The organism is Mesorhizobium sp. B3-1-6 (assembly GCF_006439555.1).
Lineage (GTDB): Bacteria > Pseudomonadota > Alphaproteobacteria > Rhizobiales > Rhizobiaceae > Mesorhizobium.
The window spans coordinates 194,192-218,642 of record NZ_VFTM01000003.1; the positions used below are offsets into that span (position 1 = coordinate 194,192).

Below are 24,451 nucleotides of genomic sequence, written 5' to 3' on the forward strand. Positions count from 1 at the left end.
CCAATGACGGACCTTTCGGTTCTCGACCTGTCGCCGATCACGCAAGGCAGCACCGCAACGCAGTCGCTCGCCAATTCGCTCGACCTTGCCCGCCATGCCGAGCGCCTGGGCTACAAGCGTTACTGGCTGGCCGAGCACCACAACATGCCGGGCATTGCGAGCGCCGCGACGTCCGTCGTGATCGCGCATGTCGCCGGCGGCACCAAGTCGATCCGCGTCGGCGCCGGCGGCATCATGCTGCCCAACCATGCGCCACTGGTGATCGCCGAGCAGTTCGGCACGCTGGCCGCGCTTTTTCCCGGCCGCATCGACCTCGGTCTCGGCCGCGCGCCGGGCACCGACATGCTGACCGCGCGAGCGCTGCGCCGCAACCTGGAGTCCACCGATAACTTCCCGCAGGACGTGGTCGAGCTGATGGGCTATTTCCAGCCGGCCGAGGAAGGCCAGCGCATCCGCGCGGTGCCCGGCGAAGGCCAGACCGTACCGGTCTGGATCCTCGGCTCCAGCCTCTATGGCGCGCAGCTCGCGGCACTTCTCGGCCTGCCTTACGCCTTCGCCTCGCATTTCGCGCCGGCCGAGCTCGACCATGCGCTGGAGGTTTATCGCACGCGGTTCCAGCCCTCGGCGCAGCTCGACAAGCCCTATGTCATGCTCGGCCTCAACGTCTTTGCCGCGCCGACCGACGCCGAAGCGAAGCTTCTGTTCAGCTCGCTGCAGCAGGCCTTCGTCAATCTGCGCAGCGGCCGGCCCGGCCAGTTGCCGCCGCCGGTCGAGAATTACGACCGCGATCTCGATTCCGTCGCGAAGACCATGCTTGCCCAGGCGCTGTCCTGCGCCGTCGTCGGTTCGCCGGAAACGGTGCGCCAGGGCATCGACGCCTTCATAGGCCGCACCGGCGCCGACGAATTGATGGTGACGGCGCAGTGCTTCGATCACGCGGCGCGCGTGCGTTCCTTCGAGATCCTCGCCGACGTGCACAAATCGATGTCGAAGGCGGCCTGAGAGGGCCGCTTTTGAATGACACACCGGTCTGCTAAGGGCGCGGACGGCTTTTCCTCAACAAAGAGTTCCCCCGTGACCCACGACCTCGACGACCGCATGCATTTTGCCATCGACCTGGCGCGGCGCGCCGGCGAGCTGGGCCTCAAATATTTTCGCGACCTCGACAATTTGACCGTCGAGAGCAAGGGCCATCAGGACCTGGTTTCCGAAGGCGACCGCGAGGTCGAGCTGTTCATCCGCGCGGCAATCGCCGAGGCCTATCCGCAAGACGGCATCGTCGGCGAGGAGCACGCGGCCGTGGCCGGAACAACCGGTCATGTCTGGGTGATCGACCCGATCGACGGCACCGCCAATTTCGTGCGCGGCATTCCCGCCTGGTGCGTGGTGATCGCCTGCGCCAGGAATGGCGAGACGGAGGTCGGCGTCATCCATGAGCCTTCGACCGACGAGACCTTCTACGGCCGCCTCGGCGGCGGCGCCTTCCTCAATGGCAAGCCGATCAAGGCCAGCAATGCGGCGTCGCTTTCCGAGGGCGCCGTCGGCACCGGGCTTTCCAACCGCGTTTCGACCACGAATGTCGTCGTGCTCATCGGCCTGATCATGGGCGAAGGCGGCGTCTTCTACCGCAATGCTTCTGGAGCGCTGATGCTTGCCTATGCGGCGTCCGGCCGGCTGATCGGCTATATCGAGGAGCACATGAATGCCTGGGATTGCCTGGCCGGCATGCTGCTGGTCGAGGAGGCCGGCGGCACGGTGCTGAAAGCGGACCCCAAGACCGTGATCGGCAAAGGCACCCGCGTGATCACCGGCGGCAAACACATCTTCCCCAGGCTGCAGCTGCTTTGCGAGACCGCCTTCGGATTTACGCGCTGACGGTCTGCGCGACCGCTCCCAGCGGCCGACAGGAATTGCGGATCATCAGCCGGCCCTTGAGGACGAGCTTGCGCGGCGGCGCGTCGCGATTGCCGGCCAGCCGGTCGAGCAGAAGGTTCGCCGCCTGCTCGCCGATCGCCTGCACGGGCTGCGCCACGGTGGTCAGCTGCGGCACGAACACGTCCGACCAGGGAAAATCGTCGAAGCAGGCGACCGAGATGTCCTCGGGGCAGCTGAGGCCGATGTCGCGGATCGCCTTCATGGTGCCGATCACCATCGGGTTGTTGGCCGAGAAGATCGCGCTTGGCCGGTCGTGCAGCGACAAGAGCTGCATGGTCGCGTTGTAGCCGTCGATCTCGTGGAAATTGCCGGAGCGCACGAGCTCCTCGGCCACCGGCAGGCCGGCGGCCTGCAGCGCCTCGCGGTAGCCGATCATGCGGTCATGCATGGGGGATATGTCGGAGGTGCCGGTGATGTAGCCGATGCGCCGGTGGCCAAGATGGATAAGATAGGTGACGGCGTCGAACACGGCGCGCTGGTTGTCCAGCACCACCGCATCGGTGTCGACGCCTTCGCAGAGACGGTCGAGCAGCACCACCGGCACATTGGCGTCCTCGACGATGCTCTTCAAAATGCCGCCGTCGCCGACGCGGGCCACGATCAGCCCGTCGACCATGCGGTCGAGCAGCAGGCGTATCTGCTCGTCCTGCGTGTTCAAATCCTCGTCCGTGCAGCACAGCATGACGGCATAGCCGGCGCGGTCGAACGCCTGCTGGATGACCGAGACGACATCGGTGAAGAACGGGTTGGTGATGTGCGGCACGGTGAGCCCGATGGTCCGCGTGGTGCCCATCTTGAGGCTGCGGGCAATGGCGTTGCGCTTGTAGCCGATGTCGCGGATCGCCTGCTCGATGCGCTGGGTAAGCTCCGGACTGACGGTGGCGGTGCCGTTCAGCAATGCCGACACGGTGGCCACGGACACACGCGCCGCCTCCGCCACATGCAACATGGTCGGCGCCGTGGATTTCCGCTGGTTTTTCCGCCCTGACACCGTCATTTTCGAAACGTTTAGCCACCCTTATTTGGCTAAACCTACGTAAACCCGGTGTTTTTCGCAAGAATTGAAATGCATCAATCCTCAGTGAGGAGATAGGCGCTTGACACATTCGAAACGTTTAGATTAGCGTTCGGGCAGTCGAAGACGACGGAGGGAGGCCGTCCTTTTGCCATGCAGCGCGCTGATTCCATCACGACTGGCATTGCGGCCGCCGACGGTCCCGCCGTCGTCCTGAGCGCGACCGGCATTTCCAAGCGATTTGGCGGCATCGCCGCGCTGTCCGATGTGAGCCTGGACCTCAGGCCCGGCGAGGTGCATGCGCTGATGGGCGAGAACGGCGCCGGCAAGTCGACGCTGATGAAGATCCTCTCGGGCGTCTATACCGATTACGAAGGCGCCGTGGCGATCGACGGTCAGGCGGTGCGTTTCACCGGCGTCCGCGACGCCGAGGATGCGGGCATCGCCATCATCCACCAGGAGCTCAACCTCGTTCCCGAGCTCAGCGTCGCCGACAACATCTTCCTCGGCCGCGAAAAGCTGATCGCCGGGCTGGTCGTCGACCGCAAGGCGAGCAGCCGCGCCGCCAGCGCGCTGCTGCAGCGGCTGGGCATCGAGCTCGATCCGGAAGCGCGGGTCGGCACGCTCAGGGTCGGCGAGCAGCAACTGGTGGAGATCGCCAAGGCGCTGTCGAAATCGGCGCGCATCCTGATCATGGACGAGCCGACCTCGGCGCTGTCGCCGGCCGAGTGCGAGAGACTGTTCCGCATCATCGGCCAGCTTGCGGCAAGCGGCGTCGCGATCGTCTATATCTCGCACCGCATCGACGAGGTGATGCATCTGGCAAGCCGGGTGACGGTGCTGCGCGACGGGCGCCATGTGCTGACCGAGGACATGGCGGGACTAGGCGAAGACGCCATCATCTCGGCCATGGTCGGCCGCGACCTCCTCGCTTCCTCCGATCATGAGCGCGGCACCGGCGACAAGGTGGTGCTCTCGGTCAGGGACCTGTCGCTGTCGAAGCCCGACCGGCATGGCTGGCGCACGGTGATCGAGGGCGTGAGCTTCGACCTTTCGGCGGGCGAGATCCTCGGCATCGGCGGGCTGCTGGGTTCCGGCCGCACCGAAATCCTGGAAGCGATCTTCGGCTCCAGCGGCGGCCGCACCGGCGGCGAGATCCAGCTCGACGGCGCGCCGGTCGAGATCGGCTCGCCGCGCGAGGCCCGACGGCTCGGCATCGCCCTGGTGACCGAGGACCGCAAGACGCAAGGCCTGCATCTCCAAGCCTCGATCACCGACAATGTCGCCCTGCCTCTGGTCGGCGCGCTGGCGCGCTTTGGCCTGCGCTCGCGCTCAGGCGAGCAAGGCCTTGCGCGAGAGGCGGTCAGGGCGCTCGGCATACGCTGCGAAAGCATCGAGCAGGCCGCCGGCACGCTGTCGGGCGGCAACCAGCAGAAGGTGGTGATCGGCAAATGGCTGGCGACGCGGCCGCGCGTGCTTCTGCTCGACGAGCCGACGCGCGGCATCGATGTCGGCGCCAAGCGCGAAATCTACGACCTCATCTTCAAGCTCGCCGGCGACGGTTTGGCGATTGCCGTGATCAGCTCCGAACTGCCGGAGCTTCTGCATCTCGCCGATCGCATCCTGGTTATGGCGGAAGGCCGCCAGCGCGGCATCCTGTCCCGCGCCGAAGCCAGCGAGGAAGCTATCATGCGGCTCGCCGCGCCGAGACGCACAGCGAGATCCGCCGCATGAACCTCATCAGCCTTCTCTCCCGCACCAAGCTTTACTGGGGGCTGATCGCCATCTTCCTGATCGGCGTGTTCGGCTCGCCGATCAGCTCCAAGGGCAACAACATCTTTTTGTCCTACGGCAACCTGCTCGACGTGCTGCGCCAGGTGTCGACCACCGGCCTCATCGCCACCGGCATGACGGCGGTGATCCTGACCGGCGGCATCGATCTTTCCGTCGGCTCGCTGATGGCGATCTGCTCGGTCGTCTGCGCCATGCTGCTGACGGTGCCGGGCGTCACGCCGTCGGCGGCGCTCGGCGTGCCGACAACGGCGCTGGTCGCCTTGTGCCTCGGCGCGCTCGTCACCCGCTTCATCCTGCTCAACATCGAGAAATCCCGCGCCGGCGCCGAAGCCGGCCGCGAGGTGCGGCTGGACAAGGCGCGCGGGCTGGTCATCCCGGGCGTGGTCGGCGTCATCCTATGCTGCCTTTCGCTGTGGTACCTGCTGCCGCAGGTCGAGACCAAGTTCGGTGTACTCGGCGTGCTTCTGGTGGCGCCTTGCGTCGGCCTTCTGTTCGGCACCATCAACGGCTTCATCATCGTCGCCGGGCGGCTGCAGCCCTTCATCGTCACGCTGGCGATGATGGTGACCGCGCTCGGCATCGCCAGGCTGACCGCCGGCCAGAACAATGCGGTGCTGCCGGTCTATACCGGTTCCAACGCCACCGCCGAATTCGAGATCCTGCGCTCGCTGGTGTTCGGCGTCGTGCCGATGCCGGGCCTGTTCTTCCTCGGCGCGATCGTGATCTACGGCGCGGTGCTGCGCTTCACGCCCTTCGGCCGCTATGTCTACGCCATCGGCGGCAATGAGGAGGCGGCGCGGCTTTCGGGCATCGCCGCGGGGCGCGTCAAGATCGCCACCTATGCGGTGTCCGGCCTGCTCGCCGGCATCGCGGCGGTGCTCTACGTGGCGCAGTACCGGCAAGGCAAGCCCGATGCCGGCGCGGGGCTCGAGCTCGACGCCATCGCCGCCGTGGTCATCGGCGGCACCAGCCTGATGGGCGGACGCGGCAGCCTGATCGGCACCTTCTGCGGCGTGCTGATCTTCGGGCTGCTGTCCAACATCCTGCAACTGCACAACATCAATTCCAACCTTCAGCTGGTGCTGAAGGGGGCGATCATCATCGGCACCGTGCTCGTGCAGGAGCGCAACGCCGGCGACCTTCTCAGCTATCTGCGCCTGCCCAACGGACGGGCGGCGCAAAAGGAAACGGCCGCGGCCAAGCGACCGTCACAGGAGACCTCGTCTCTATAATCCGGAGGAAACAGGACCATGAAACGACGTGATATGCTGAAGCTCGCCACTTTCGCGGCGGCACTGCTGACGACCACCGCAATCTTGTCCGGCAACCATGCCTTTGCCCAGGACAAGAAGTGGAAGATCGGCTTCTCGCAGGTGACGACCATCGAGCCCTGGCGCGCCCAGTTCAACAAGGACATCATCGCGGAGGCCGCCAAGCATCCGGACGTCGAGCTGATCATCACCGACGGCGAGGACAAGACCGAAAAGCAGGTCGCCGATGTCGAGAACCTGATCCGCCAGGAAGTCGACGCGCTGCTGGTGTCGCCGAAGGAATCGGCCGGGCTCACCGGCGTGGTGCAGCAGGCGATCGACGCCAAGATCCCGGTCTTCGTGCTCGACCGCAATGTCGACACCAAGGATTACACGCAGTTCGTCGGCGGAGACAACGCGCTGATCGGCCGTGCCGCGGGCGAATACGCCGTCGAGCTCCTCGGCGGCAAGGGCAAGGCCGCCGGCAATGTCGTCGAGATCTGGGGCGGCATGGGAACGCAGCCGGCGCATGACCGCCATGACGGCTTCCATGAATTCACCGACAAGGAGCCGGGCATCAAGTACCTGCTCGACCAGCAGTCGGGCGACTGGAAGCAGGACCAGGCCTACAACATCATGGCCAACGCGCTGAAGACCAACGAGAAGATCGACCTCGTCTACGGCCACAACGATCCGATGGCCTATGGCGCCTATCTCGCGGCCAAGGACGTCGGGCGCGAAAAGGACATCAAGTTCATCGGCATCGACGGCCTGCCCAACGAAGGCGTGCAGATGGTGAACAAGGGCGAACTGACGGCGACCTTCACCTATGTCACGCCGGGCGCCGAGGGCCTGCGCCAGGCGATCAAGTTCCTGAACGGCGAGAAGGTCGAGAAGACCATCACGCTGCCGACGGAAAGGGTCACCAAGGACAACGCCGCCAAGATTCTCAAGGACAACGGGCTCTAAGCCCGGGATACCCTGCCGGGCCACGCGCCCGGCAGGGCTTTTGCCAGGGCGCTGGGCGCTCTTCAAATCTCGTCGCCAGGTTCCGAAACCATCGCGGCAACGCGGATTTCGGGCTCTTTCGCGACCGAAAGTCACGCCCGCCAGGGCAAGCCGTGCCCTGCCCGGAAGGCCTATCCGCGCGCCGTCAACGGCGCCTGTTTCAAAAAAGCGATCCGGAACAATGCGATAGCGCGATCTCGCGCCGGTCCTGCCGCAAGGCGCGGCGGCTCGCCTTCCGGCCCGCGCCGAGACGACGGACACCTTGCGCAGAATGCTTGCGCCTTGTGTCGCCTGTTCTTATATACGCGCCAGCCGTCCGGCCTCGAAAAGCGGGGACCGCGATGGGATTTCTTGTGAACAGGGGCTTTCGTCGGAACGCCTTTTGAAGGGTCCTGAGAGCCTGCTTAGAGGAGAGACTAGAACAATGGCAAAAGTTATCGGTATCGATCTCGGCACCACCAATTCCTGTATCGCCATCATGGATGGCAAGGACCCCAAGGTGATCGAGAACGCTGAGGGCGCGCGCACGACGCCTTCCATCGTCGCCATCTCGAATGACGGCGAACGTCTCGTCGGCCAGCCGGCCAAGCGCCAGGCGGTCACCAATCCGGAAAACACCATCTTCGCGGTCAAGCGCCTGATCGGCCGCCGCTATGACGACCCGGTGACGGAGAAGGACAAGAAGCTTGTCCCCTACAAGATCGTCAAGGGCGACAATGGCGACGCGTGGGTCGAGGCCGGCGGCAAGAAGCAGTCGCCCAGCCAGATCTCGGCCATGATCCTGCAGAAGATGAAGGAGACGGCGGAAGCCTATCTCGGCGAGAAGGTCGAGAAGGCGGTCATTACCGTTCCGGCCTATTTCAACGACGCCCAGCGCCAGGCGACCAAGGACGCCGGCAGGATCGCCGGCCTCGAGGTGCTGCGCATCATCAACGAGCCGACGGCCGCGGCGCTCGCCTATGGCCTGGAGAAGAAGGACGGCAAGACCATCGCGGTCTATGACCTTGGCGGCGGCACCTTCGATATTTCCGTGCTGGAAATCGGCGATGGCGTGTTCGAGGTGAAGTCGACCAACGGCGACACCTTCCTCGGCGGCGAGGACTTCGACATGCGGCTCGTCGAGTATCTGGCGGCCGAGTTCAAGAAGGAACAGGGCATCGACCTGAAGAACGACAAGCTTGCCCTGCAGCGCCTCAAGGAAGCCGCGGAAAAGGCCAAGATCGAGCTGTCGTCGACGACGCAGACCGAGATCAACCTGCCCTTCATCACCGCCGACGCCAGCGGCCCGAAGCACCTGACGATGAAGCTCACCCGGGCAAAGTTCGAAAGCCTGGTCGAGGATCTCGTGCAGCGCACGATCGAGCCCTGCAAGGCGGCGCTCAAGGATGCCGGCCTGAAGGCCGGCGAGATCGACGAAGTGGTGCTGGTCGGCGGCATGACCCGCATGCCCAAGATCCAGGAGATCGTGAAGCAGTTCTTCGGCAAGGAGCCGCACAAGGGCGTCAACCCGGATGAGGTCGTCGCTCTCGGCGCCGCCATCCAGGCCGGCGTGCTGCAGGGCGACGTCAAGGACGTGCTCCTGCTCGACGTGACGCCGCTATCGCTGGGCATCGAGACGCTGGGTGGCGTGTTCACCAGGCTGATCGAGCGCAACACGACGATCCCGACCAAGAAGAGCCAGACCTTCTCGACCGCCGAGGATTCGCAGTCGGCGGTGACGATCCGGGTCTTCCAGGGCGAGCGCGAAATGGCGGCCGACAACAAGATGCTCGGTCAGTTCGACCTGGTCGGCATCCCGCCGGCCCCGCGCGGCGTGCCGCAGATCGAGGTCACCTTCGACATCGACGCCAACGGCATCGTCAACGTCTCGGCCAAGGACAAGGGCACCGGCAAGGAGCACCAGATCCGCATCCAGGCTTCGGGCGGCCTGTCCGACGCCGACATCGAGAAGATGGTGAAGGACGCCGAGGCCAATGCCGACGCGGACAAGAAGCGCCGTGCCCTCGTCGAGGCGCGCAACCAGGCCGAAGCGCTGGTGCATTCTTCCGAGAAGTCGCTCAAGGACTATGGCGACAAGGTCTCGGAGGCTGACCGCACCGCGATTGCCGACGCCATCGCCGCGCTGAAGGCCGCGGCCGAAGGCGACGACCCGGCCGATATCGAGGCCAAGTCGCAGTCGCTTGCCGAAGCTTCGATGAAGCTCGGCCAGGCCATGTACGAGGCCTCGCAGAAGGAAGCGGCCGAAGCCGACGCCAAGGCGGATGCCGCCAAGGATTCGGACGTGGTCGACGCCGACTTCGAGGAAATCGACGAAGACGACGACAAGAAGAAGTCGGCTTGAGCCGGCTGACGGCGAATAAGTGCAAAAGCCCGGCGCAAGGCCGGGCTTTTTTGCAACCTTCGTTGAAAAAGTGCGGACCTGCCTGAAAATGTGACGGAAAAACCCGGAGTGGCGCCGGCTTGGTACTAGCATCCGGGAAACATCGCTCCTAAATCCAAGAACGTGCCGGCAAACGTCGCCAACAATGCTTGAAGACATTGAGCATCCGGACAGCGGGAAAAAATGAAAGCTGATTTCTACGAAACGCTGGGCGTGCAAAAAGGCGCCGACGACAAGGAACTCAAGAGCGCTTTCCGTAAGCTCGCCATGCAGTTCCATCCCGACCGCAACCCGGGTGACGGTGCCTGCGAGCACAAGTTCAAGGAAATCAACGAAGCCTACGAGACGCTGAAGGACCCGCAGAAGCGCGCCGCCTATGACCGTTTCGGCCACGCCGCCTTCGAGCAGGGCGGCATGAACGGCGCAGCACACGGTTTCGGCGCCGGCGGCTTCGCCGACATCTTCGAGGATATTTTCGGCGACATGATGGGCGGCCGCCAGCGCCGCTCCTCCGGCGGCCGCGAACGCGGCGCCGACCTGCGCTACAACATGGAAATCACGCTGGAAGAAGCCTTTGCCGGCAAGACGGCGCAGATCCGCGTGCCGGCTTCGATCTCGTGCTCGGAATGCTCCGGCAGCGGCGCCAAGCCCGGCACGCAGCCGGTGACCTGCTCGATGTGCCACGGCCACGGCAAGGTGCGCGCCACACAAGGCTTCTTCTCGATCGAACGCACCTGCCCGCAATGCCAGGGCCGCGGCCAGACGATCAAGGATCCCTGCCCGAAATGCGCCGGACAGGGCCGCGTCACCGAGGAGCGCTCGCTGTCGGTCAACATCCCGGCCGGCATCGAGGACGGCACCCGCATCCGGCTGGCCAATGAGGGCGAAGCCGGCCTGCGCGGCGGACCGTCCGGCGACCTCTACATCTTCCTGGCGGTCAAGCCGCACGAATTCTTCCAGCGCGACGGCGCCGATCTTTATTGCAAGGTGCCGATCTCGATGACGACGGCAGCGCTTGGCGGCTCCTTCGAGGTCACCACGCTCGATGGCACGCAGACCAAGGTCAAGGTGACGGAAGGCACCCAGAACGGGCGCCAGTTCCGCTTGAAGGGCAAGGGCATGCCGGTGCTGCGCCAGCCCAATGTCGGCGACCTCTATATCCAGACGGCGGTCGAGACGCCGCAGAACCTGACGCGCCGCCAGCGCGAATTGCTGGAAGAGTTCGAGCAACTCTCCTCGAAGGACAATTCGCCCCAGTCGAGCGGCTTTTTCGCCCGCATGAAGGACTTCTTCGAGTCGTTCGGCGAAGGCTGAGGTCTTTTTGACGCAAGTCGTTGTCCCAAACCGCTTCGCGCTTTTGAGCGACTTGCGTTCGGCTTCCCAAGCGTCGTCAACACCTTATGCCAGGTTGACGCCTTGCCTTGTTCCACCCAACTGCTAAGTAGCGGATCGGGGGGTGAGCATTGAGGAGAGCTCGCATGGCACGTAGTCCCGGGTTGCGCAAAGCGCTGGCGGAAAAATTCGACGACGAGCTGAAGTTCTTCAAAGGCTGGATCGACAAGCCGAAAACCGTCGGCTCGATCGTTCCCACCAGTTCCATCACCGCCCGCAAGATGGCGTCGATCGTCAATCCGAGATCGGGCCTGCCGGTGCTCGAGGTCGGGCCCGGCACCGGGGTCATCACCCGCGCCATCCTGGCCCAGGGCGTGAAGCCCGAAAACCTCTACGCGGTCGAATATTCGACCGACTTCGTGCGCCATCTGCGCGGGCTCTATCCCGGCGTCAACGTGATCGAGGGCGACGCCTTCAATCTCAATGCCACGCTCGGCGACAAGCGCGACATGGTGTTCGATTCGGTCGTTTCCGGCGTGCCGCTGCTCAACTTCCCGGTCGCCCAGCGCATCGCCTATATCGAAAGCCTGCTCGCCCGCATTCCCGCCGGCAGGCCGATCGTGCAGCTGACCTACGGCCCGCTGTCGCCGATCCCGCCCGGCCGCGGCAACTACACGGTCAAGCATTTCGATTTCATCATCCGCAACATCCCGCCGACGCAGCTTTGGATCTACCGAAGGGAGGGATAAGGCGGTAGGGAATAGTCAGGAAACCACTCTCCTAATGCCTATCCCCTACTGCCTACTGCCTTTTGCGAAGCAATGCCCGTGATCCCAAGAATCCTCGTCTTCGCCGGCTCGGTCCGGACCGGCGCCTTCAGCGGCCGGACCGCCGATGCGGCGCAGAAGGAACTCGCCATGCAAGGCGCCGAGGTGACGCGCATCTCGCTTGGCGATTATCCGCTGCCGATCATGGACGAGGACCTGGAAAAGGAAAAAGGCATCCCCGAGAACGCGGTCAAGCTCGGCCGCCAGATCGCCGCCCATGACGGCTTGCTGATCGCGACGCCCGAATATAACGGCTCGATCCCGCCCCTGCTCAAGAACAGCATCGACTGGGTGAGCCGGATACGGCGCGACGGCAGCCGCGCGTACAGACCGTTTGCCGGCAAGCCGGTCGGACTCTGCTCGTCGTCGGAGGGCAAATTCGCCGGCATACGCTGCATCAATCATCTGCGCGCGGTGCTGGTGCGTTGCCAGATGGAGGTGATCACGCCGGAATGCTCGGTCTCCGAGGCCGACACGGCGTTCGCCGAGGACGGACAGTTCAAGGACGCCAGACTACACCAATCGATGGAGCGCCTATGCCGTACACTGATCGAAACCTCGCGCATGCTGTCCACCCGGATCGAGGCGTGATCAATTTCGCGGAGGCCGATGCAATGCGGGAGCGGCTGATCGTCGGGCTCGACCTGCCGACGCTGAAGGAGGCCGAGAAGGCGGTGCGCGAGCTCGAAGGCGCCGTTTCCTTCTACAAGATCGGCTACCAGCTCGCCTTCGCCGGCGGATTGGACTTCGCGCGGGAACTGGCCAGCGGCGGCACCAAGGTGTTCCTCGACATGAAACTGCTCGACATCGACAACACGGTGGCCAAAGGGGTCGAGAACATCGTCAGGATGGGCATGACGATGCTCACCATCCATTCCTATCCGAAGGCCATGCGGGCCGCCGTGGACGCGGCCAGGGGAAGCGAGCTTTGCCTGCTGGCGGTCAGCGTGCTCACCTCGATGGACGAGCAGGACATGATCGACGCCGGCTATGAATACGACCCGCACACGCTGGTGCTCAGACGCTCCGAACAGGCGCTGCACACCGGCATGGGCGGCATCGTCTGCTCGGCCGAGGAGGCCGAGGCGGTGCGACGGATCGTCGGACCCGACATGGCGGTGGTGACGCCGGGCATCCGGCCGGCGGGCAGCGACCATGGCGACCAGAAACGCGTGGTGACGCCGGCGCAGGCGATCCGCAACGGCGCCAGCCACCTGGTCGTCGGCCGGCCGATCGTCGCGGCGCCGGACCGGCGCGCGGCAGCCGAAGCGATACTCGCCGAAATGCAGTCGGCCTGAGGACCAGTTTCGAAACTCTACTCCGGCGGTCATCTGGCGGCGTTTTCTGCGCTTCCGGTGCTCACGTACTTTAAGTACGCTCCGCTCCGGCCTTCGCCGGCCGAAGCCCTCATAAGTCTCCGTTCCATGAAGGCTACGGCGAAGGCCGGTTCTCGAAAGCACCACCAGCTGCCTCACCGGAGCGACTTTCGGAACTGGTCCTCGTTCGCGAAAACAGACAGGAGAAAAAGAATGCCGAAGGGATATTGGATCGCCCGTGTCGATGTGCGCGACGCCGAGGGCTACAAGGACTATGTCGCCGCCGCGAAGCTCGCCTTCGACCGCTTCGGCGCGAAATTTCTGGCGCGCGGCGGCGAGCATGAAAAGGCCGAAGGGCCGGGCCGCGCCCGCAACGTGATCATCGAGTTCGAATCGCTGGCGGCGGCGCATGACTGCTACCACTCGCCGGAATACCAGCGCGCCGTCGCGATCCGCCAGAAAGTGGCCGACGGCGAGATCGTTCTGGTCGAAGGCATCTGACCAGCCTCGAAAACCCGTCAGTGCAGCGTGTGCCGCTCGTCGATGGCGAGCGATTCCGCCTCATGCCGGTGGCCATGGATCTCGTAGCCGACGACGGTGACCGCCGGCGCCAGCGTCAGAATGATCAGGCACACCGCCATGTCCACGCCGGCAATGGCGGCGGCGACGGCAAGTGCCACGACCGCCGCCGTGGCCAGCAGCAGCCAGATGTGGAACGGGTCGAAGCGCCGCACGAGATAATAGTAGAGCGCATAGATCATGCCGAGGAAGATGGCGAGCGGGATCGCGGTTGAGAGCAGCGTCGCCAGCGGACCGATATGGGCCTTGTGCTCGAGGAAATAGGCCGCGACATGCAGGCCGGCGCCGGTGGCGACGATCGCGGCCACGATCAGCATCTGGCCGTAGCCCCAGACGAATGAGCGGTCGCGGTGCGTATGCAGGACCGGTGCCGACGGCAGCATGTAGTAGCACCACCACATGCCGAAGGTGAGACCGGTGCCGGCGACGCCGACAAGCGCGGCATCGAGGTTCCAGCCCTGCTCCTCGACGACGGCCGACAACGAAGCCAACGTGCCGACAACCCCTTCGCCGAGCGCGATGATGGCGAACAGGCTGTAGCGTTCGGCCATGTGATGCGCGTGCCAGGGCGTGCCGCCATTCCTGCGCTCGGCGAGCACGGGCCCGGCAAGCTCGACCAGCAGCAGGATGATTGCAAGCACGGCGCTGGTCTCGATCGAGAAATCGACCAGGATCTGCACCACCCAGCCGACCTGGGCGATGGCGATGGCCGTGACATAGGTGAGGCAGATGTCGCGCCGCGCCGGATCCTGCCTGGCCGCGCGCAGCCACTGGAAGATCATGGCGACGCGCATGATGACGTAGCCCAGCACCATGACGGAATTGTCGAGATGCTCACCATGCTCGATCGAGGCGAACATGCGCGGCAGGCCGATGGCCAGCACCAGCACACCGATCATCTGCACCATGGTGATGAGGCGGAAGACCCAGTCGTCGGTGTCATAGGCCGAGGAGAACCAGGAGAAATTGATCCAGGCCCAACAGATGGCGAAGCTGGCGAAGCCGAAGCCGAGCAGCCCGGCTGCATAATGGCCCTCGGCCAGGGCATGCGCCAGCTGCGAGGCGGCGAGGCCGAAAGCGGTGACGAAAGTCAGGTCGAAGAGCAGCTCGAGCGGCGTGGCGACGCGATGCTCCTCATGCGGGTCGCGGCCGCTCATGCGCTTCAAATGATGGTGGAGACTTTGAACGCTGACGGGCGTTGTGTTCATTGCGCGGCTCTCGTTGACACAGCCGCGACAGTAGAGGCGATGAATCAAGCGTCAAGGCGCGGCTATCGCGCCGAGAGCCTGTCTCAACCAAAGAGCCTGTTGGCGGCCGTCTCCGCCATCGCATCGGCGAGGCTCAGGCCCCACTGCCTGCGGCAATAGTCGCGAAAATCGAAACAGGGCAGGCCGGGGCACACCTCGAACTCGATGAGATGCACGGTGTCGTCGGCCTCGACCCTGAAATCGACGGAAAAGACATCCCGAAGGCCAAGACCGCTTATCAGTTTTTGCGCAATGGCGCGGATTTTCCGGTCGGCCGCCGGCTGGCTCGAGCCGACCGGCTCGAGTTCCGGCTCGGCATAGGTGCCCGCATCCTTCGCGGCCTGGCCGGTTTCGCCGTAGAGCGCCATCGAGTCGGCCATGGTCTGAAAGTCGCCGCCGGAGTCGACGAAGAAGATGCCCAAAGCCTCGACGCCGGTTTCGGGTTTCAACCCGAGGAAGCTCGCGCGCACGTTGCTGCCGGCGACATAGGGCTGGACGACGACGTCGTCGCGATAATGGGAAAAGACACGCCGGCTAAGCTCCAACACATGGCCGAGATCGCTGACGCGGGAATCCGGCCAGATGCCGATCTTGGCGCCGAGCCGGTTGGGTTTCACGAACCAACCGGCAGGCGACGGCGGCGGCTCGACAAGCCATTCGCCGCGGCGGGCAAGGCCTGCTTGCGGCGCCGGAAGACCGAGAGCGCCAAGCACGGCGCCGCAGCGGAACTTGTCCTGGCAAAGCGCGAACAGCGAATCGTCGGCGCCGATGGTGCGCAGGCCGTTGAGGCGGGCGAGCGCAGGGGCCGCACCGCCACGGAAATAGGCGATGCCGTCGGTCAGCGTCCAGACCAGCGTGACGTTTGGGTCAGCCCCGGCGAGCGCGTTTGCGGCGGCATCCAGTTCCACCGGTACGAAGGCGAGGCCGCGTTTGTCGCAGGCGACGGCCAGCGAATCGAAATCGGGCGCGAGATCGGTCGACTGCGCCAGGTAGGACGATATCTCGGCGGCGCGATCCGGCGCATGGCCGTCCGCGACCAGCCGGTCGAAACAAGCCTTCTCGGGCTCATGGACGAGGATCAGCTTGGGATTGCTACGCGGCATGGGTGGACTGCTCTGGAGGGACGTCGGCCGCCACCATCGCATGGCGCCCATGATTGGCTTGCGGGAAACCGACCGGGCCGGACGGTTGCGCGACAGCTGCGCGCCGTTCCGCTCAGGCGATCAGCACGCGCGGCTCGAAGCGGCCTTTGACCGGAATGTCGAGCAGGAAGGTCATGCCGGCCTGCGGATCGAGAGCGCGCTGCTTCTCGTCCTTGCCTTTCCAGGCCGAGGTCACCGCCAACCGGTCGGCTTTCTGGCCGACAAAGGCGGGGCAGGACGCCTGGGTCACCGGCATGGCGATCTCGCGCAGCAGCGTGCCGTCGGGCGCATAGGCCTTCACCGCCCTGCCGCCCCAGACGGCGTTCCACAGCACGCCGTCGCGGTCGACGACTGAACCGTCGACATAGCCTTTCGAGGAGCGATGATCGACGAACACTTTCACTTCACCGGCGGGCAGGCCGGTCGCCGGATCGCAGGCGACGCGCATCAGAAGCCCGGTCGCGGTGTCGGTGTAGTAGGCGATTTTGCCGTCCTCTGAGAAGCAGATGGAATTCGAGACTGTGATGCCCGAAAACAGCCGGCGCAGCTCGCCCTTGAAGAACCAGTAGATCGAGCCGGCGCCCTTCTTCTCGTCCTTGCCCATCGTGCCGGTCCAGAAGGCGCCGCAGGGATGAACGCGGGAATCGTTGGAGCGCGTCAGCGGGTTGTCGGCCTCGATCGGCGTGTGCAGCGTCAGCCTGCCGGTCTTGACGTCCCGGACCTGCAGGCCGATCTCGGTGGCAATCAGTTGACGGTCGTCGTCGATGACGGCGATGGCGCTGGCCATGGTGCCGAGATCATGCACCTTCAGCGCGCCGGCGAGCGGCTTTTCCAGAAGCTTGCCGTTGACGATGTCGAACCAGAACAGCGTGTCGGTGGTGGGATCGTAGCTCGGGCCTTCGCCGAGCTCGCAGATATGGTCGGAAAAAACCGAAACGCCGTCCATCACGCCACTCCGAAAGCTTCGTCCCAGGCGGCGACCGCGGCGCGGGCGCGCTGCGCCACGTCCTCGACTGTCGCACCCGGCTTGTAGAGGCTCGACCCCAGGCCGAAGACGCTGACGCCGACCGCCTTGTAGCCGGCAAAATCCTTGTCGGAAACGCCGCCGACGGCGCCGACCAGCGTCGTTGCCGGCAGCACGGCGCGGATCGCCGCGATGCCGCTCGATCCAAGCACGCTGGCGGGGAAGAATTTCAGCGCCGAGGCGCCGAGCCGGATCGCCTGGAAAGCCTCGGTGGGCGTGAACACGCCTGGCATCGTCACCATGCCATGATGCATGGCGCGGCCCATGACCTCGGCATCGATGTTGGGGCTGACCAGCAGGCGTCCGCCTGCCTTGTGCAAAGCATCGACGTCCGTCGCCGTCAGCACCGTGCCGGCGCCGATCAGCGCGGTCTGCGGGAGCGCCTTGACCAGATCGGCGATGGAGACGAACGGCTCCGGCGAATTGAGCGGCACTTCGATCGCCTCGATGCCGGCGTCGTGGACCGCTCGGCCGATCGCCACCGCTTCCGCCGGCTTGAGGCCGCGCAGGATGGCGACAAGGCCGCGTTTCAGCTTCGGGAAGGGTGCGGTCTGGCTCATCAAGCGCCTCCAATCATGCCGTTCTCGCGCGCGGCCTCGACGAGACCGGCGCGCACCGCTTCATCGGCGTCGACAGTGCGAAAAGCAAGGCCGGCAAGGCCGAGCGCCGCGCCATAAAGCGTGGCCAGCGCGCCCGAAGCGACCAGCGCCACCGGTGCGTCGCTCGCGCCATAGCGGCGCCTCGCCGAGGCGATCTCGCCGCCGATCAGAAGTCCGGACAGGCATGCCGCCGCATCGGCGGGCTGCAGATCCTGCAAGAGGCCGGCTGCGCGGATGGCAAACAGTTTCGAGGTGACCTCACCACCCTCGCCCAGGGCCCGCTCGCACCACTGCCCGAAGAACGGGCTGTCCGCGGCGACCGGAGCGGGATGCTCGCCCAGCGAATGTTTCAGGATCGAGTGCGTGGCGAGCACCGAAAACAATTCCCCGGTCGGCCAGGTGCCAAAACCTTCGACCGAGCCATCCTCGACCGCGACCCATTTGGAATGCGTGCCGGGCATGCAGACGAGATGGCGTCCCTTTGCCGGCAAACCGGCGCCGGCAAGCTGGGTTTCCTCGCCGCGCATGACATCCGGCGCTTCGGCCAGGCGCTGCGCGAGACCTGGCACGATGCGGATGTCGCGGCTCGAGCCCTCGATGCGGGCGGCGCCGCGCAAGACGGCGCCGATCGGCGCCGGCACGGTGACGTAGGGCGCCTCGATCCAGCCTTGCCGGGAACCGGCCATGCCGCAGATGATGACGGGCAGCGTGTCCGGCGCGCCCATGGCGCCAAGATGGCCTTCCAGCACGTTGGCAAAACCTTTTTCGCGGGCGGTGATCAGACCGTCGTCGCCGCGCCGCTCGGCAAGAACCTTGCCCGTACCGTCGAGCAGCCAGGCCCTGAGCCTGGTCGTGCCCCAGTCGAGCGCGGCGACCGCGGGTGCCGGGCTCACAGGAAGCCTCCGTCGACGATCAACATCTGCGCGGTCAGCATGCGCGAAGCATCCGACGCCAGGAACAGCACCGTGCCCACCATGTCGTCGGGCTGCATCACTTGCCTGATGCATTGCTTGGCGACATGTGCGGCAAGTCCCTCATCGGTGACCCAAAGCTCGCGCTGCCGTTCGGTGATGACCCAGCCCGGCGCCACCGCGTTGACGCGGATGCGGTCGCCGCCGAGCTTGCCGGCAAGGCCCTTGGTCAGGCCGAGTATGCCTGCCTTGGCCGCGGTGTAGGCCGGCATGTCGGGGTGGTTGATCAGATAGGAGGTGGAGGTGAAGTTGATGATCGAGCCGCCGCCGGCGCGCTTCATGCCGGGCGCCACCGCCTGCGCGGTGAAGAAATGCGGCCGCAGATTGACGGCGAGATTGTTGTCCCAGAACTCGACGGTGACGTCTTCCACCGCGTGACGCTCGTCGAGCGCGGCATTGTTGACCAGCACCGTGACGTCGCCATGCGCTTCAGCCGCCCTGGCCGCGGCGGCGCGCAGCGCCTCGATGTCGCGCAGATCGGCCTTGAGATAGAGCGGGCGGCGGCCAATCTCATTCTCCAGCCGGTCGGCAAGGGCAGTGCTTGGCTTGTCGGCGATATCGATGAAGGCGACTTTCGCGTTCTGCCGCATGAAGCCTTCCGTCAACGCGGCGCCGATGCCGGAGCCGCCGCCGGTGATCAGCACCGAGGCGCCGTCAAGGTCGGCGAAACGCGCCGATGGCATCATGATCCGTTCTCCCGTTTTGCCGGCGCGCATCCTAGCCAGACAAAGCGCGGGAGCAAGGGAGAAACGTCGGATTTCGGAAGCTTATGTCCGACAAATGAGGTCTGCACCTCCGCCTCCCGGAAGCAGCTCAAGGTTTGTTGAGATTCAGGTCAGGCCGAATCGAAAATGGTGGGTTCCGAGAACCGGAGCGGAGCGTACCTAAAGTACGTGAGCACCGGAAGCGCAGGAGACCGCCATTTGCAGACCGGCCTCACCTGAATATCAACAGACCTTGTCAGATTGCCTTGGCGTGCAGCGCTCCGCGATAGGAATCGCGCAGATAGCCGAGCGTGGCGTCGGCATCGGCCGGCTTGCCGAACAGATAGCCCTGTCCGCCGGCGCAGCCGAACTGGACGAGGCGGTCGGCCTGCGCCTCGTCCTCGATGCCTTCGGCGACGACATCCATGCCGAGCCCCTCGCACATGGCAAGAATGGCGCGGATGATGTGCTCGGACGGGCGGTCGTCGAGGATGGAGGAGACGAAGGCGCGATCGATCTTGAGCTTGTCGAAATGGAACTCGCGCAGGCGGCCGAGCGACGACTGGCCGGTGCCGAAATCGTCGAGCGAGACACGGATGCCGACGCGGCGCAGATCCTCGACGATCTTCTCGGCCGAGGCCGGATCGTTCATCAGGCCGGTCTCGGTGATCTCGATCTCCAGCCGGCGCGGATCGAAGCCGGTGCGGTCGAGGATGGCCAGGATATGCAGGCCGGTGTTCTGGTCGACGAGCTGCGACGGCGACAGGTTGAAGGACAGGAACAATTCCTTCGGCCAGCTGCGCGCCGCCTCGGTCGCCTTGCGCAGCACCAGCTGCGACAGCGGGCCGATGATGCCGCGTTCCTCGGCGATCGGGATGAAGACGGATGGCGGCACGACGCCGAGGTCGCGGTCGGTCCAGCGCGCCAGCGTCTCGAAGCCGATGGTGCGGCGGCTGTTCAAGTCGACGATCGGCTGGAAATGCGGTTCGACCTCGCCGGCCGAGACGGCGCGGCGCAGCGCCTGCTCGATGCGGGTGACGCGCTTGGCCGCCTCTTCCATCTCGCGGGTGTAGACGACGACGCGGCCGCGGCCCGAGCGCTTGGCGTGATAGAGCGCGGTCTCGGCCTTATTGATGAGGATCTCGGTGGTCTCGTCGCCGGAATAGAACAGTGAGCAGCCGACCGAGGCCGAAAGCCTGGCGGTGCGTTCGCCGACATCATAGGGCGCCGACAGAATCTCGATCAGCATGCGCGACTTCTCGGCCGCCTGCTCCTCCGAGAACACCATCGGGTAGAGGTAGGCGAACTCGTCGGCGCCGATGCGGCAGACGGTGGAGTAGCCATCCATCGAGGCGCGCAGCCGCATCGCCACCTGGATCAGGATGTCGTCGCCGGCCTTGTGGCCGAACAGGTCGTTAATCGGCTTGAAGCCGTCGAGGTCGAGGATGCCGACGGTGAACGGCGCGGGATCGTCGGCGCGGTCGCTGATCAGGCGATCGACCTTGTCGAAGAAGCGACGATGGTTGCCGAGCCCGGTCAACGAATCCGTGAAGGCCAGATCCGTATTTTCCTTGCCTGGCTGACCGGTGCCAAACGTCGTTTGCATCATGCCTCTGTTCTGATGTCGGTATTTTCGGCCACACTGGCAGCAAAGCGTTTAGGAAAAGTATCGGAAAATCGATTTTCTGTTATGCAAAAGTTGCTTGCCTCGCCGGCGGCTGTTCAGCTTCGGGCAAAAAGCGGTAATCTAGCCCCAAATAGTCGTTCATGCGTAATCTCTAATAGAAATATCGAACGACCTTTTCCGGGATGCTCCCGGTTAAGGCGAACGGATGGCCGCTTCGCGCCTTTCGGGACATTGCTTTAGCCGGCTTGCTTTACGCGGTAGAGTTCGATCGGGCTGCCTTTCCCGCTGACCGGCTCGAGCCAGTCCGGCACGGAGCCGCGCAGCAGGCCGGCAAGGAAGCCCTGCGGGGCTTTCCGGGTCAGGATCAGGGTCTCGACATTGCCGGGGCAGACGGCGACGAGGCCGACACGATGCGCCTCGACGATTGCGCGCGCGTTGTCGGCCGAGCCGAGAAAGGCGTCCAGCGCCAGGAGATTGCCGGCGACATTGCGGTGATAGGGACCGGCGAAGACGCGATGGTCGCTATAGACGAGGACGGGCGCTCCAAGATTGGAAATCGTGAGCACGGTGGTATCGGCCATGGCGCCAAGCGGCGTGAAGGTGGCCTTCTTCTCGCAGGTCTTGTCCGTTGCGCTGCCGTCGGCGACGGCCTTGCCTTTTTCGAACGCGACCGAGGCGGCCGCGGCGACGCCCGTCCATACCGGATTGATCGAGACCAGCCAGACAGCCGCAAGGCGCAGCGCCACGCTAAATGAGGAACTGGTTTCGGCCCGCGCCCGCCATTTGGCGATCCAGGCCGACAGCGGGACGACCGCGAAGGCGATCGAGAAGGTGGTGCCGCGCACCTGCCAGGCGCCGACCACGAAAGCGACGGCGAGCAGTGCCGCGACGAGGCTGTCCTGCCGCCGCCAGCCGCCGCGGCGCAGATGCAGCGCCATCAGGACGATCGCGACCAGCGGCGTGGCGTAACGCGCCGCGACACGCGCCGGATCGCGGACAAGCAGCGTGAACAGCGACTGGGCCTCGTCGATATGGTCGAGCCACAATTCCTTGAGGCGCGGGTCGAGCGAGGCGTAGGGCGCCGAGAGGCATTGCGGGAACAGCACCGCCACGACCACGCCGAGCACGACGCCCAGCGCGGCAAGCGACGCCAATCTGCGCCGCCAGCTGCCTGCGGCGGGCTCGACAGCGGCGATTGCCGCCAGGCCGATGCCGGCAATGGCCGCGACGACGAACTGCGCCACCGAGAAGGCATCGCACTGCGCCGCGCCCCAATCAGACGGACGGATGGTGACCAGGAAGACAAGCGCCGCGACGCCGGCGAAGCCGAGGCCGAAATCCCGGGCGATCGCCCGCTCGCCGCCCGGATCGGCGACGAACAACAGCGACACGCAAAGGCCGATGGTGGCGACGTAGGGCACGGTTTCCATGCCGACGGCGAGCGTCAGCGCGGCGCAGAGGCCGGACAACAGCGCGGCCCAGCGCCGGGAAGGCGCCTCGAGCAGCAAAGCTAGGCTCGCCATGGTGAGCATCAGCTGGACGTTGTGATGATCGAGCGCGCCGGGGTCGTAGATGCCGATGAAATAGTAGCCGGCCGCGCCAATCAGGATGGCGGGCAGCACCGCGCCGCCGCCGCCGAAGCTGCGCGCGGCGCGGGCGGTGAAGAACAAGGTCGACCAAAGCAGCAGCGCCGGCCACAGCACCTGCGCCACGTCCTCGCCAACCGGCCTGCTGCCGGTGAGCGCGGAAGCGGCAAGCGCGATGGCCGCGATCGGCGCGTCGACCAGCCTCGACCAGTGCATGACGAAGCCGCCTTCCAGCCCCATCCGGTACTGGTGCAGGTCGAACCAGCCCTGGCCGGCCAGCAGGTCGCGGACCTCGACGAGGCGCAGCAGATTGTCGTTGTCGCCGCCGGCATCGGTCAGTTGGCCAAAGCCGGCCCACGCATCGACGGCGAAGGCGAGCAGGGCCGCAAGCAGCGCCAGCACCAGATCGGACTTCCAGGTGGCGGCGCCGGTCTCGGTTGTGCCCATTGCAGTGGCCTTTGCAGGGAGAGGATCGGTTTTAAACCTAGCCTTAACGGCTTCAATAAATAGTAAAACGGCTCGAGGGGCCGGCACAGGGACGGCTGGAGGCTGGTCGAGCGTCCGGAGACAGACATGCCGCATGCAGTCCGCCACGAGCCGGTTATTGCCGTGCTCCTGCCTTGCTACAATGAGGAGCTGACGATCGGCGAGGTCGTGCTGCGCTTCCGCGAGACGCTGCCTTCGGCCGCGATCTATGTCTACGACAACAATTCCAAGGACCTCACGGCGCTGAAAGCTCGCGCGGCCGGCGCCACCGTCGTGCGCGAACCGCGCCAGGGCAAGGGCAATGTGGTGCGGCGCATGTTCGCCGACATCGACGCGGACATCTATGTGATGGCCGACGGCGACGGCACCTACGCGCCGGAAGATGCGCCGCAGCTGATCAATGTGCTGCAGACGGAGCGCTCCGACATGGTGGTGGGCACCAGGCGCGGCGTCACCGACGATGCCGGCCGCAACGGCCACGCCTTCGGCAACCGCGTCTTCAACCGCCTTTACAAGGGCCTGTTCGGGACCGACTTCACCGACATCTTCTCCGGCTACCGGGTGTTTTCGCGCCGCTTCGTCAAGAGTTTCCCGGCCGTGTCCGGCGGCTTCGAGATCGAGACCGAGATGTCGGTGCATGCCTCGCAGCTCAAGCTGCCGGTGAGCGAGATGGCGCTCGATTACGGCCGCCGCCCGGAGGGCTCGTCGTCGAAACTGTCGACTTTCCGCGACGGCGCCAGGATCCTGTGGATGTTCGCCATGCTGGTGAAGGAGACGCAGCCGCTGCGCTTCTTCGGCACGTTCGCGCTGTTCTTCCTGGCGGCGAGCGTCGGCCTGATGATACCCGTGCTGGTCGAATTCGCCGAGACAGGACTGGTGCCGCGCATGCCGACCTGGGTGCTGTCGATCGGCATGCTGCTTCTGGCCATGCTTTCGATGATGACCGGGCTGATCCTCGATTCGGTGTCGCGCGGCCGGGCCGAGCAGAAGCGCATCTTCTACCTGTCGATTTCCTCCGGCCGGGCCGAGCGCGGGATATCCGGGCAGGCCTCATCGAAAAGCGAGCCGGGCAAGGCCTCGCGGGCGGCATAGTGGGCCGCCTCGTCCGCTTCATCCTTACCGGCGGCATCGGTTTCGTCGCCGACGCGGCGGCGCTCTGGCTGCTGCTTGCCACCACGCCGCTCGGCCCGATAGCGGCGCGCGTGCTGTCGATCGGCTTCGCGCTCTGCGTCACCTGGCAGATCAACCGCCATTTGACCTTCTCGCCGTCGAGCCGAGGCTTGGCGCAGGAAGGCGCGCGCTATGGCGGCGTCGGCATCGCCACCGGCATCGTCAACTACCTGGTTTATTGCGCGCTGCTCTTCGCGCTGCCTGCGCTGACGCCGCTGGCGGCCCTTGGCGTCGCCTCGGTCGTCGCGATGACGCTGTCCTTCCTGGGCTATTCCAGGCTGGTCTTCGACCGCTGAGACCGTTTGGAAATTCTACTCTGGCGGCCATCTGATGGCGGTTTCTGCGCTTCCGGTGCTCACGGACCCAAACGTCCGCTCCGCTCCGGTTCTCGAAACAACCACCATATGACTCGCCAGAGCGAATTTCGAAACGGGTCTCTGAGCTTCTGCACCAAGCGAG

22 protein-coding genes are annotated in these 24,451 nt (G+C 65.3%); 13 read left to right on the forward strand and 9 right to left on the reverse strand.

Features of this window, described 5'->3' with window-relative positions; translation table 11 throughout:
* Positions 1–3 precede the first annotated feature (3 nt).
* Positions 4–1,002 (forward strand): LLM class flavin-dependent oxidoreductase, encoded by a 999-nt coding sequence (locus FJ414_RS05160; RefSeq protein ID WP_140641977.1) that lies wholly within the window; start codon positions 4–6, stop codon positions 1,000–1,002.
* A gap of 72 nt (positions 1,003–1,074) precedes the next feature.
* The gene (locus FJ414_RS05165; protein ID WP_140641979.1) at positions 1,075–1,875 is read left to right on the forward strand and encodes an inositol monophosphatase family protein; all 801 of its coding nucleotides are present in this window, start codon (positions 1,075–1,077) and stop codon (positions 1,873–1,875) included.
* Here FJ414_RS05165 and FJ414_RS05170 read toward each other — a convergent pair.
* Complete coding sequence (locus tag FJ414_RS05170; RefSeq protein ID WP_140641981.1) at positions 1,865–2,884, reverse strand: LacI family DNA-binding transcriptional regulator; 1,020 nt, start codon at positions 2,882–2,884, stop codon at positions 1,865–1,867. The two genes, FJ414_RS05165 and FJ414_RS05170, sit on opposite strands and share 11 nt — an antisense overlap.
* 219 nt (positions 2,885–3,103) lie before the next feature.
* Here FJ414_RS05170 and FJ414_RS05175 point away from each other — a divergent pair, with 219 nt between their 5' ends.
* From FJ414_RS05175 to FJ414_RS05215, 9 genes are all read left to right on the forward strand, one after another.
* Positions 3,104–4,684, forward strand: coding sequence for a sugar ABC transporter ATP-binding protein (locus tag FJ414_RS05175; RefSeq protein ID WP_140641983.1), 1,581 nt, complete (start codon positions 3,104–3,106; stop codon positions 4,682–4,684).
* Entirely contained in the window at positions 4,681–5,976 is a 1,296-nt protein-coding gene (locus tag FJ414_RS05180) for an ABC transporter permease (RefSeq protein WP_140641985.1), read from the forward strand. The genes FJ414_RS05175 and FJ414_RS05180 overlap by 4 nt, the downstream gene beginning before the upstream one ends.
* An 18-nt stretch (positions 5,977–5,994) precedes the next feature.
* A complete protein-coding gene (locus FJ414_RS05185) occupies positions 5,995–6,963 on the forward strand; it encodes a substrate-binding domain-containing protein (protein ID WP_140641987.1) in 969 nt (322 codons plus the stop codon).
* Between the two features lie 463 nt (positions 6,964–7,426).
* Positions 7,427–9,343, forward strand: a complete 1,917-nt coding sequence (dnaK, locus tag FJ414_RS05190) for a molecular chaperone DnaK (protein ID WP_140641989.1) — start codon at positions 7,427–7,429, stop codon at positions 9,341–9,343.
* A 222-nt stretch (positions 9,344–9,565) separates the two neighbouring features.
* Entirely contained in the window at positions 9,566–10,696 is a 1,131-nt protein-coding gene (gene dnaJ / locus FJ414_RS05195) for a molecular chaperone DnaJ (protein WP_140641991.1), read from the forward strand.
* Between the two features lie 164 nt (positions 10,697–10,860).
* Positions 10,861–11,463, forward strand: coding sequence for a phospholipid N-methyltransferase PmtA (pmtA, locus tag FJ414_RS05200; RefSeq protein WP_140641993.1), 603 nt, complete (start codon positions 10,861–10,863; stop codon positions 11,461–11,463).
* A 72-nt stretch (positions 11,464–11,535) separates the two neighbouring features.
* Positions 11,536–12,132, forward strand: a complete 597-nt coding sequence (locus FJ414_RS05205) for an NADPH-dependent FMN reductase (RefSeq protein ID WP_140641995.1) — start codon at positions 11,536–11,538, stop codon at positions 12,130–12,132.
* 23 nt (positions 12,133–12,155) lie between these two features.
* Positions 12,156–12,839, forward strand: a complete 684-nt coding sequence (gene pyrF / locus FJ414_RS05210; RefSeq protein WP_140642081.1) for an orotidine-5'-phosphate decarboxylase — start codon at positions 12,156–12,158, stop codon at positions 12,837–12,839.
* Between the two features lie 231 nt (positions 12,840–13,070).
* The gene (locus tag FJ414_RS05215; RefSeq protein ID WP_040986451.1) at positions 13,071–13,358 is read left to right on the forward strand and encodes a DUF1330 domain-containing protein; all 288 of its coding nucleotides are present in this window, start codon (positions 13,071–13,073) and stop codon (positions 13,356–13,358) included.
* A 17-nt stretch (positions 13,359–13,375) separates the two neighbouring features.
* On the opposite strand, the gene FJ414_RS05220 is transcribed toward FJ414_RS05215, so the two are convergent.
* From FJ414_RS05220 to FJ414_RS05255, 8 genes are all read right to left on the reverse strand, one after another.
* A complete protein-coding gene (locus tag FJ414_RS05220) occupies positions 13,376–14,644 on the reverse strand; it encodes a low temperature requirement protein A (RefSeq protein ID WP_210239638.1) in 1,269 nt (422 codons plus the stop codon).
* Between the two features lie 83 nt (positions 14,645–14,727).
* Positions 14,728–15,786 carry a D-alanine:D-lactate ligase-like protein gene (locus tag FJ414_RS05225; RefSeq protein WP_140641997.1) on the reverse strand — a complete coding sequence of 353 codons (1,059 nt, stop codon included), beginning with the start codon at positions 15,784–15,786 and terminating at the stop codon, positions 14,728–14,730.
* Positions 15,787–15,898: 112 nt separating this feature from the next.
* The gene (locus FJ414_RS05230; RefSeq protein ID WP_140641999.1) at positions 15,899–16,771 is read right to left on the reverse strand and encodes an SMP-30/gluconolactonase/LRE family protein; all 873 of its coding nucleotides are present in this window, start codon (positions 16,769–16,771) and stop codon (positions 15,899–15,901) included.
* A complete protein-coding gene (locus FJ414_RS05235) occupies positions 16,771–17,409 on the reverse strand; it encodes a 2-dehydro-3-deoxy-6-phosphogalactonate aldolase (protein WP_140642001.1) in 639 nt (212 codons plus the stop codon). Before FJ414_RS05235 ends, FJ414_RS05230 begins: the two co-directional genes overlap by 1 nt.
* On the reverse strand, positions 17,409–18,341 hold the full coding sequence (locus tag FJ414_RS05240) for a 2-dehydro-3-deoxygalactonokinase (protein ID WP_246672302.1): 933 nt from the start codon (positions 18,339–18,341) through the stop codon (positions 17,409–17,411). Before FJ414_RS05240 ends, FJ414_RS05235 begins: the two co-directional genes overlap by 1 nt.
* Entirely contained in the window at positions 18,338–19,105 is a 768-nt protein-coding gene (locus FJ414_RS05245; protein WP_140642005.1) for an SDR family oxidoreductase, read from the reverse strand. The genes FJ414_RS05240 and FJ414_RS05245 overlap by 4 nt, the downstream gene beginning before the upstream one ends.
* A gap of 274 nt (positions 19,106–19,379) precedes the next feature.
* Positions 19,380–20,729: an EAL domain-containing protein gene (locus tag FJ414_RS05250; RefSeq protein WP_140642085.1), complete on the reverse strand. Its 1,350-nt coding sequence runs from the start codon at positions 20,727–20,729 to the stop codon at positions 19,380–19,382.
* A 257-nt stretch (positions 20,730–20,986) separates the two neighbouring features.
* Positions 20,987–22,783 carry a GtrA family protein gene (locus FJ414_RS05255; protein WP_140642007.1) on the reverse strand — a complete coding sequence of 599 codons (1,797 nt, stop codon included), beginning with the start codon at positions 22,781–22,783 and terminating at the stop codon, positions 20,987–20,989.
* 126 nt (positions 22,784–22,909) lie between these two features.
* On the opposite strand from FJ414_RS05255, the gene FJ414_RS05260 reads away from it, so the two are divergent.
* Together FJ414_RS05260 and FJ414_RS05265 are read left to right on the forward strand one after the other, a co-directional pair.
* On the forward strand, positions 22,910–23,914 hold the full coding sequence (locus tag FJ414_RS05260; RefSeq protein ID WP_140642010.1) for a glycosyltransferase: 1,005 nt from the start codon (positions 22,910–22,912) through the stop codon (positions 23,912–23,914).
* Positions 23,914–24,288, forward strand: a complete 375-nt coding sequence (locus tag FJ414_RS05265; protein WP_140642012.1) for a GtrA family protein — start codon at positions 23,914–23,916, stop codon at positions 24,286–24,288. Before FJ414_RS05260 ends, FJ414_RS05265 begins: the two co-directional genes overlap by 1 nt.
* Positions 24,289–24,451 lie beyond the last annotated feature (163 nt).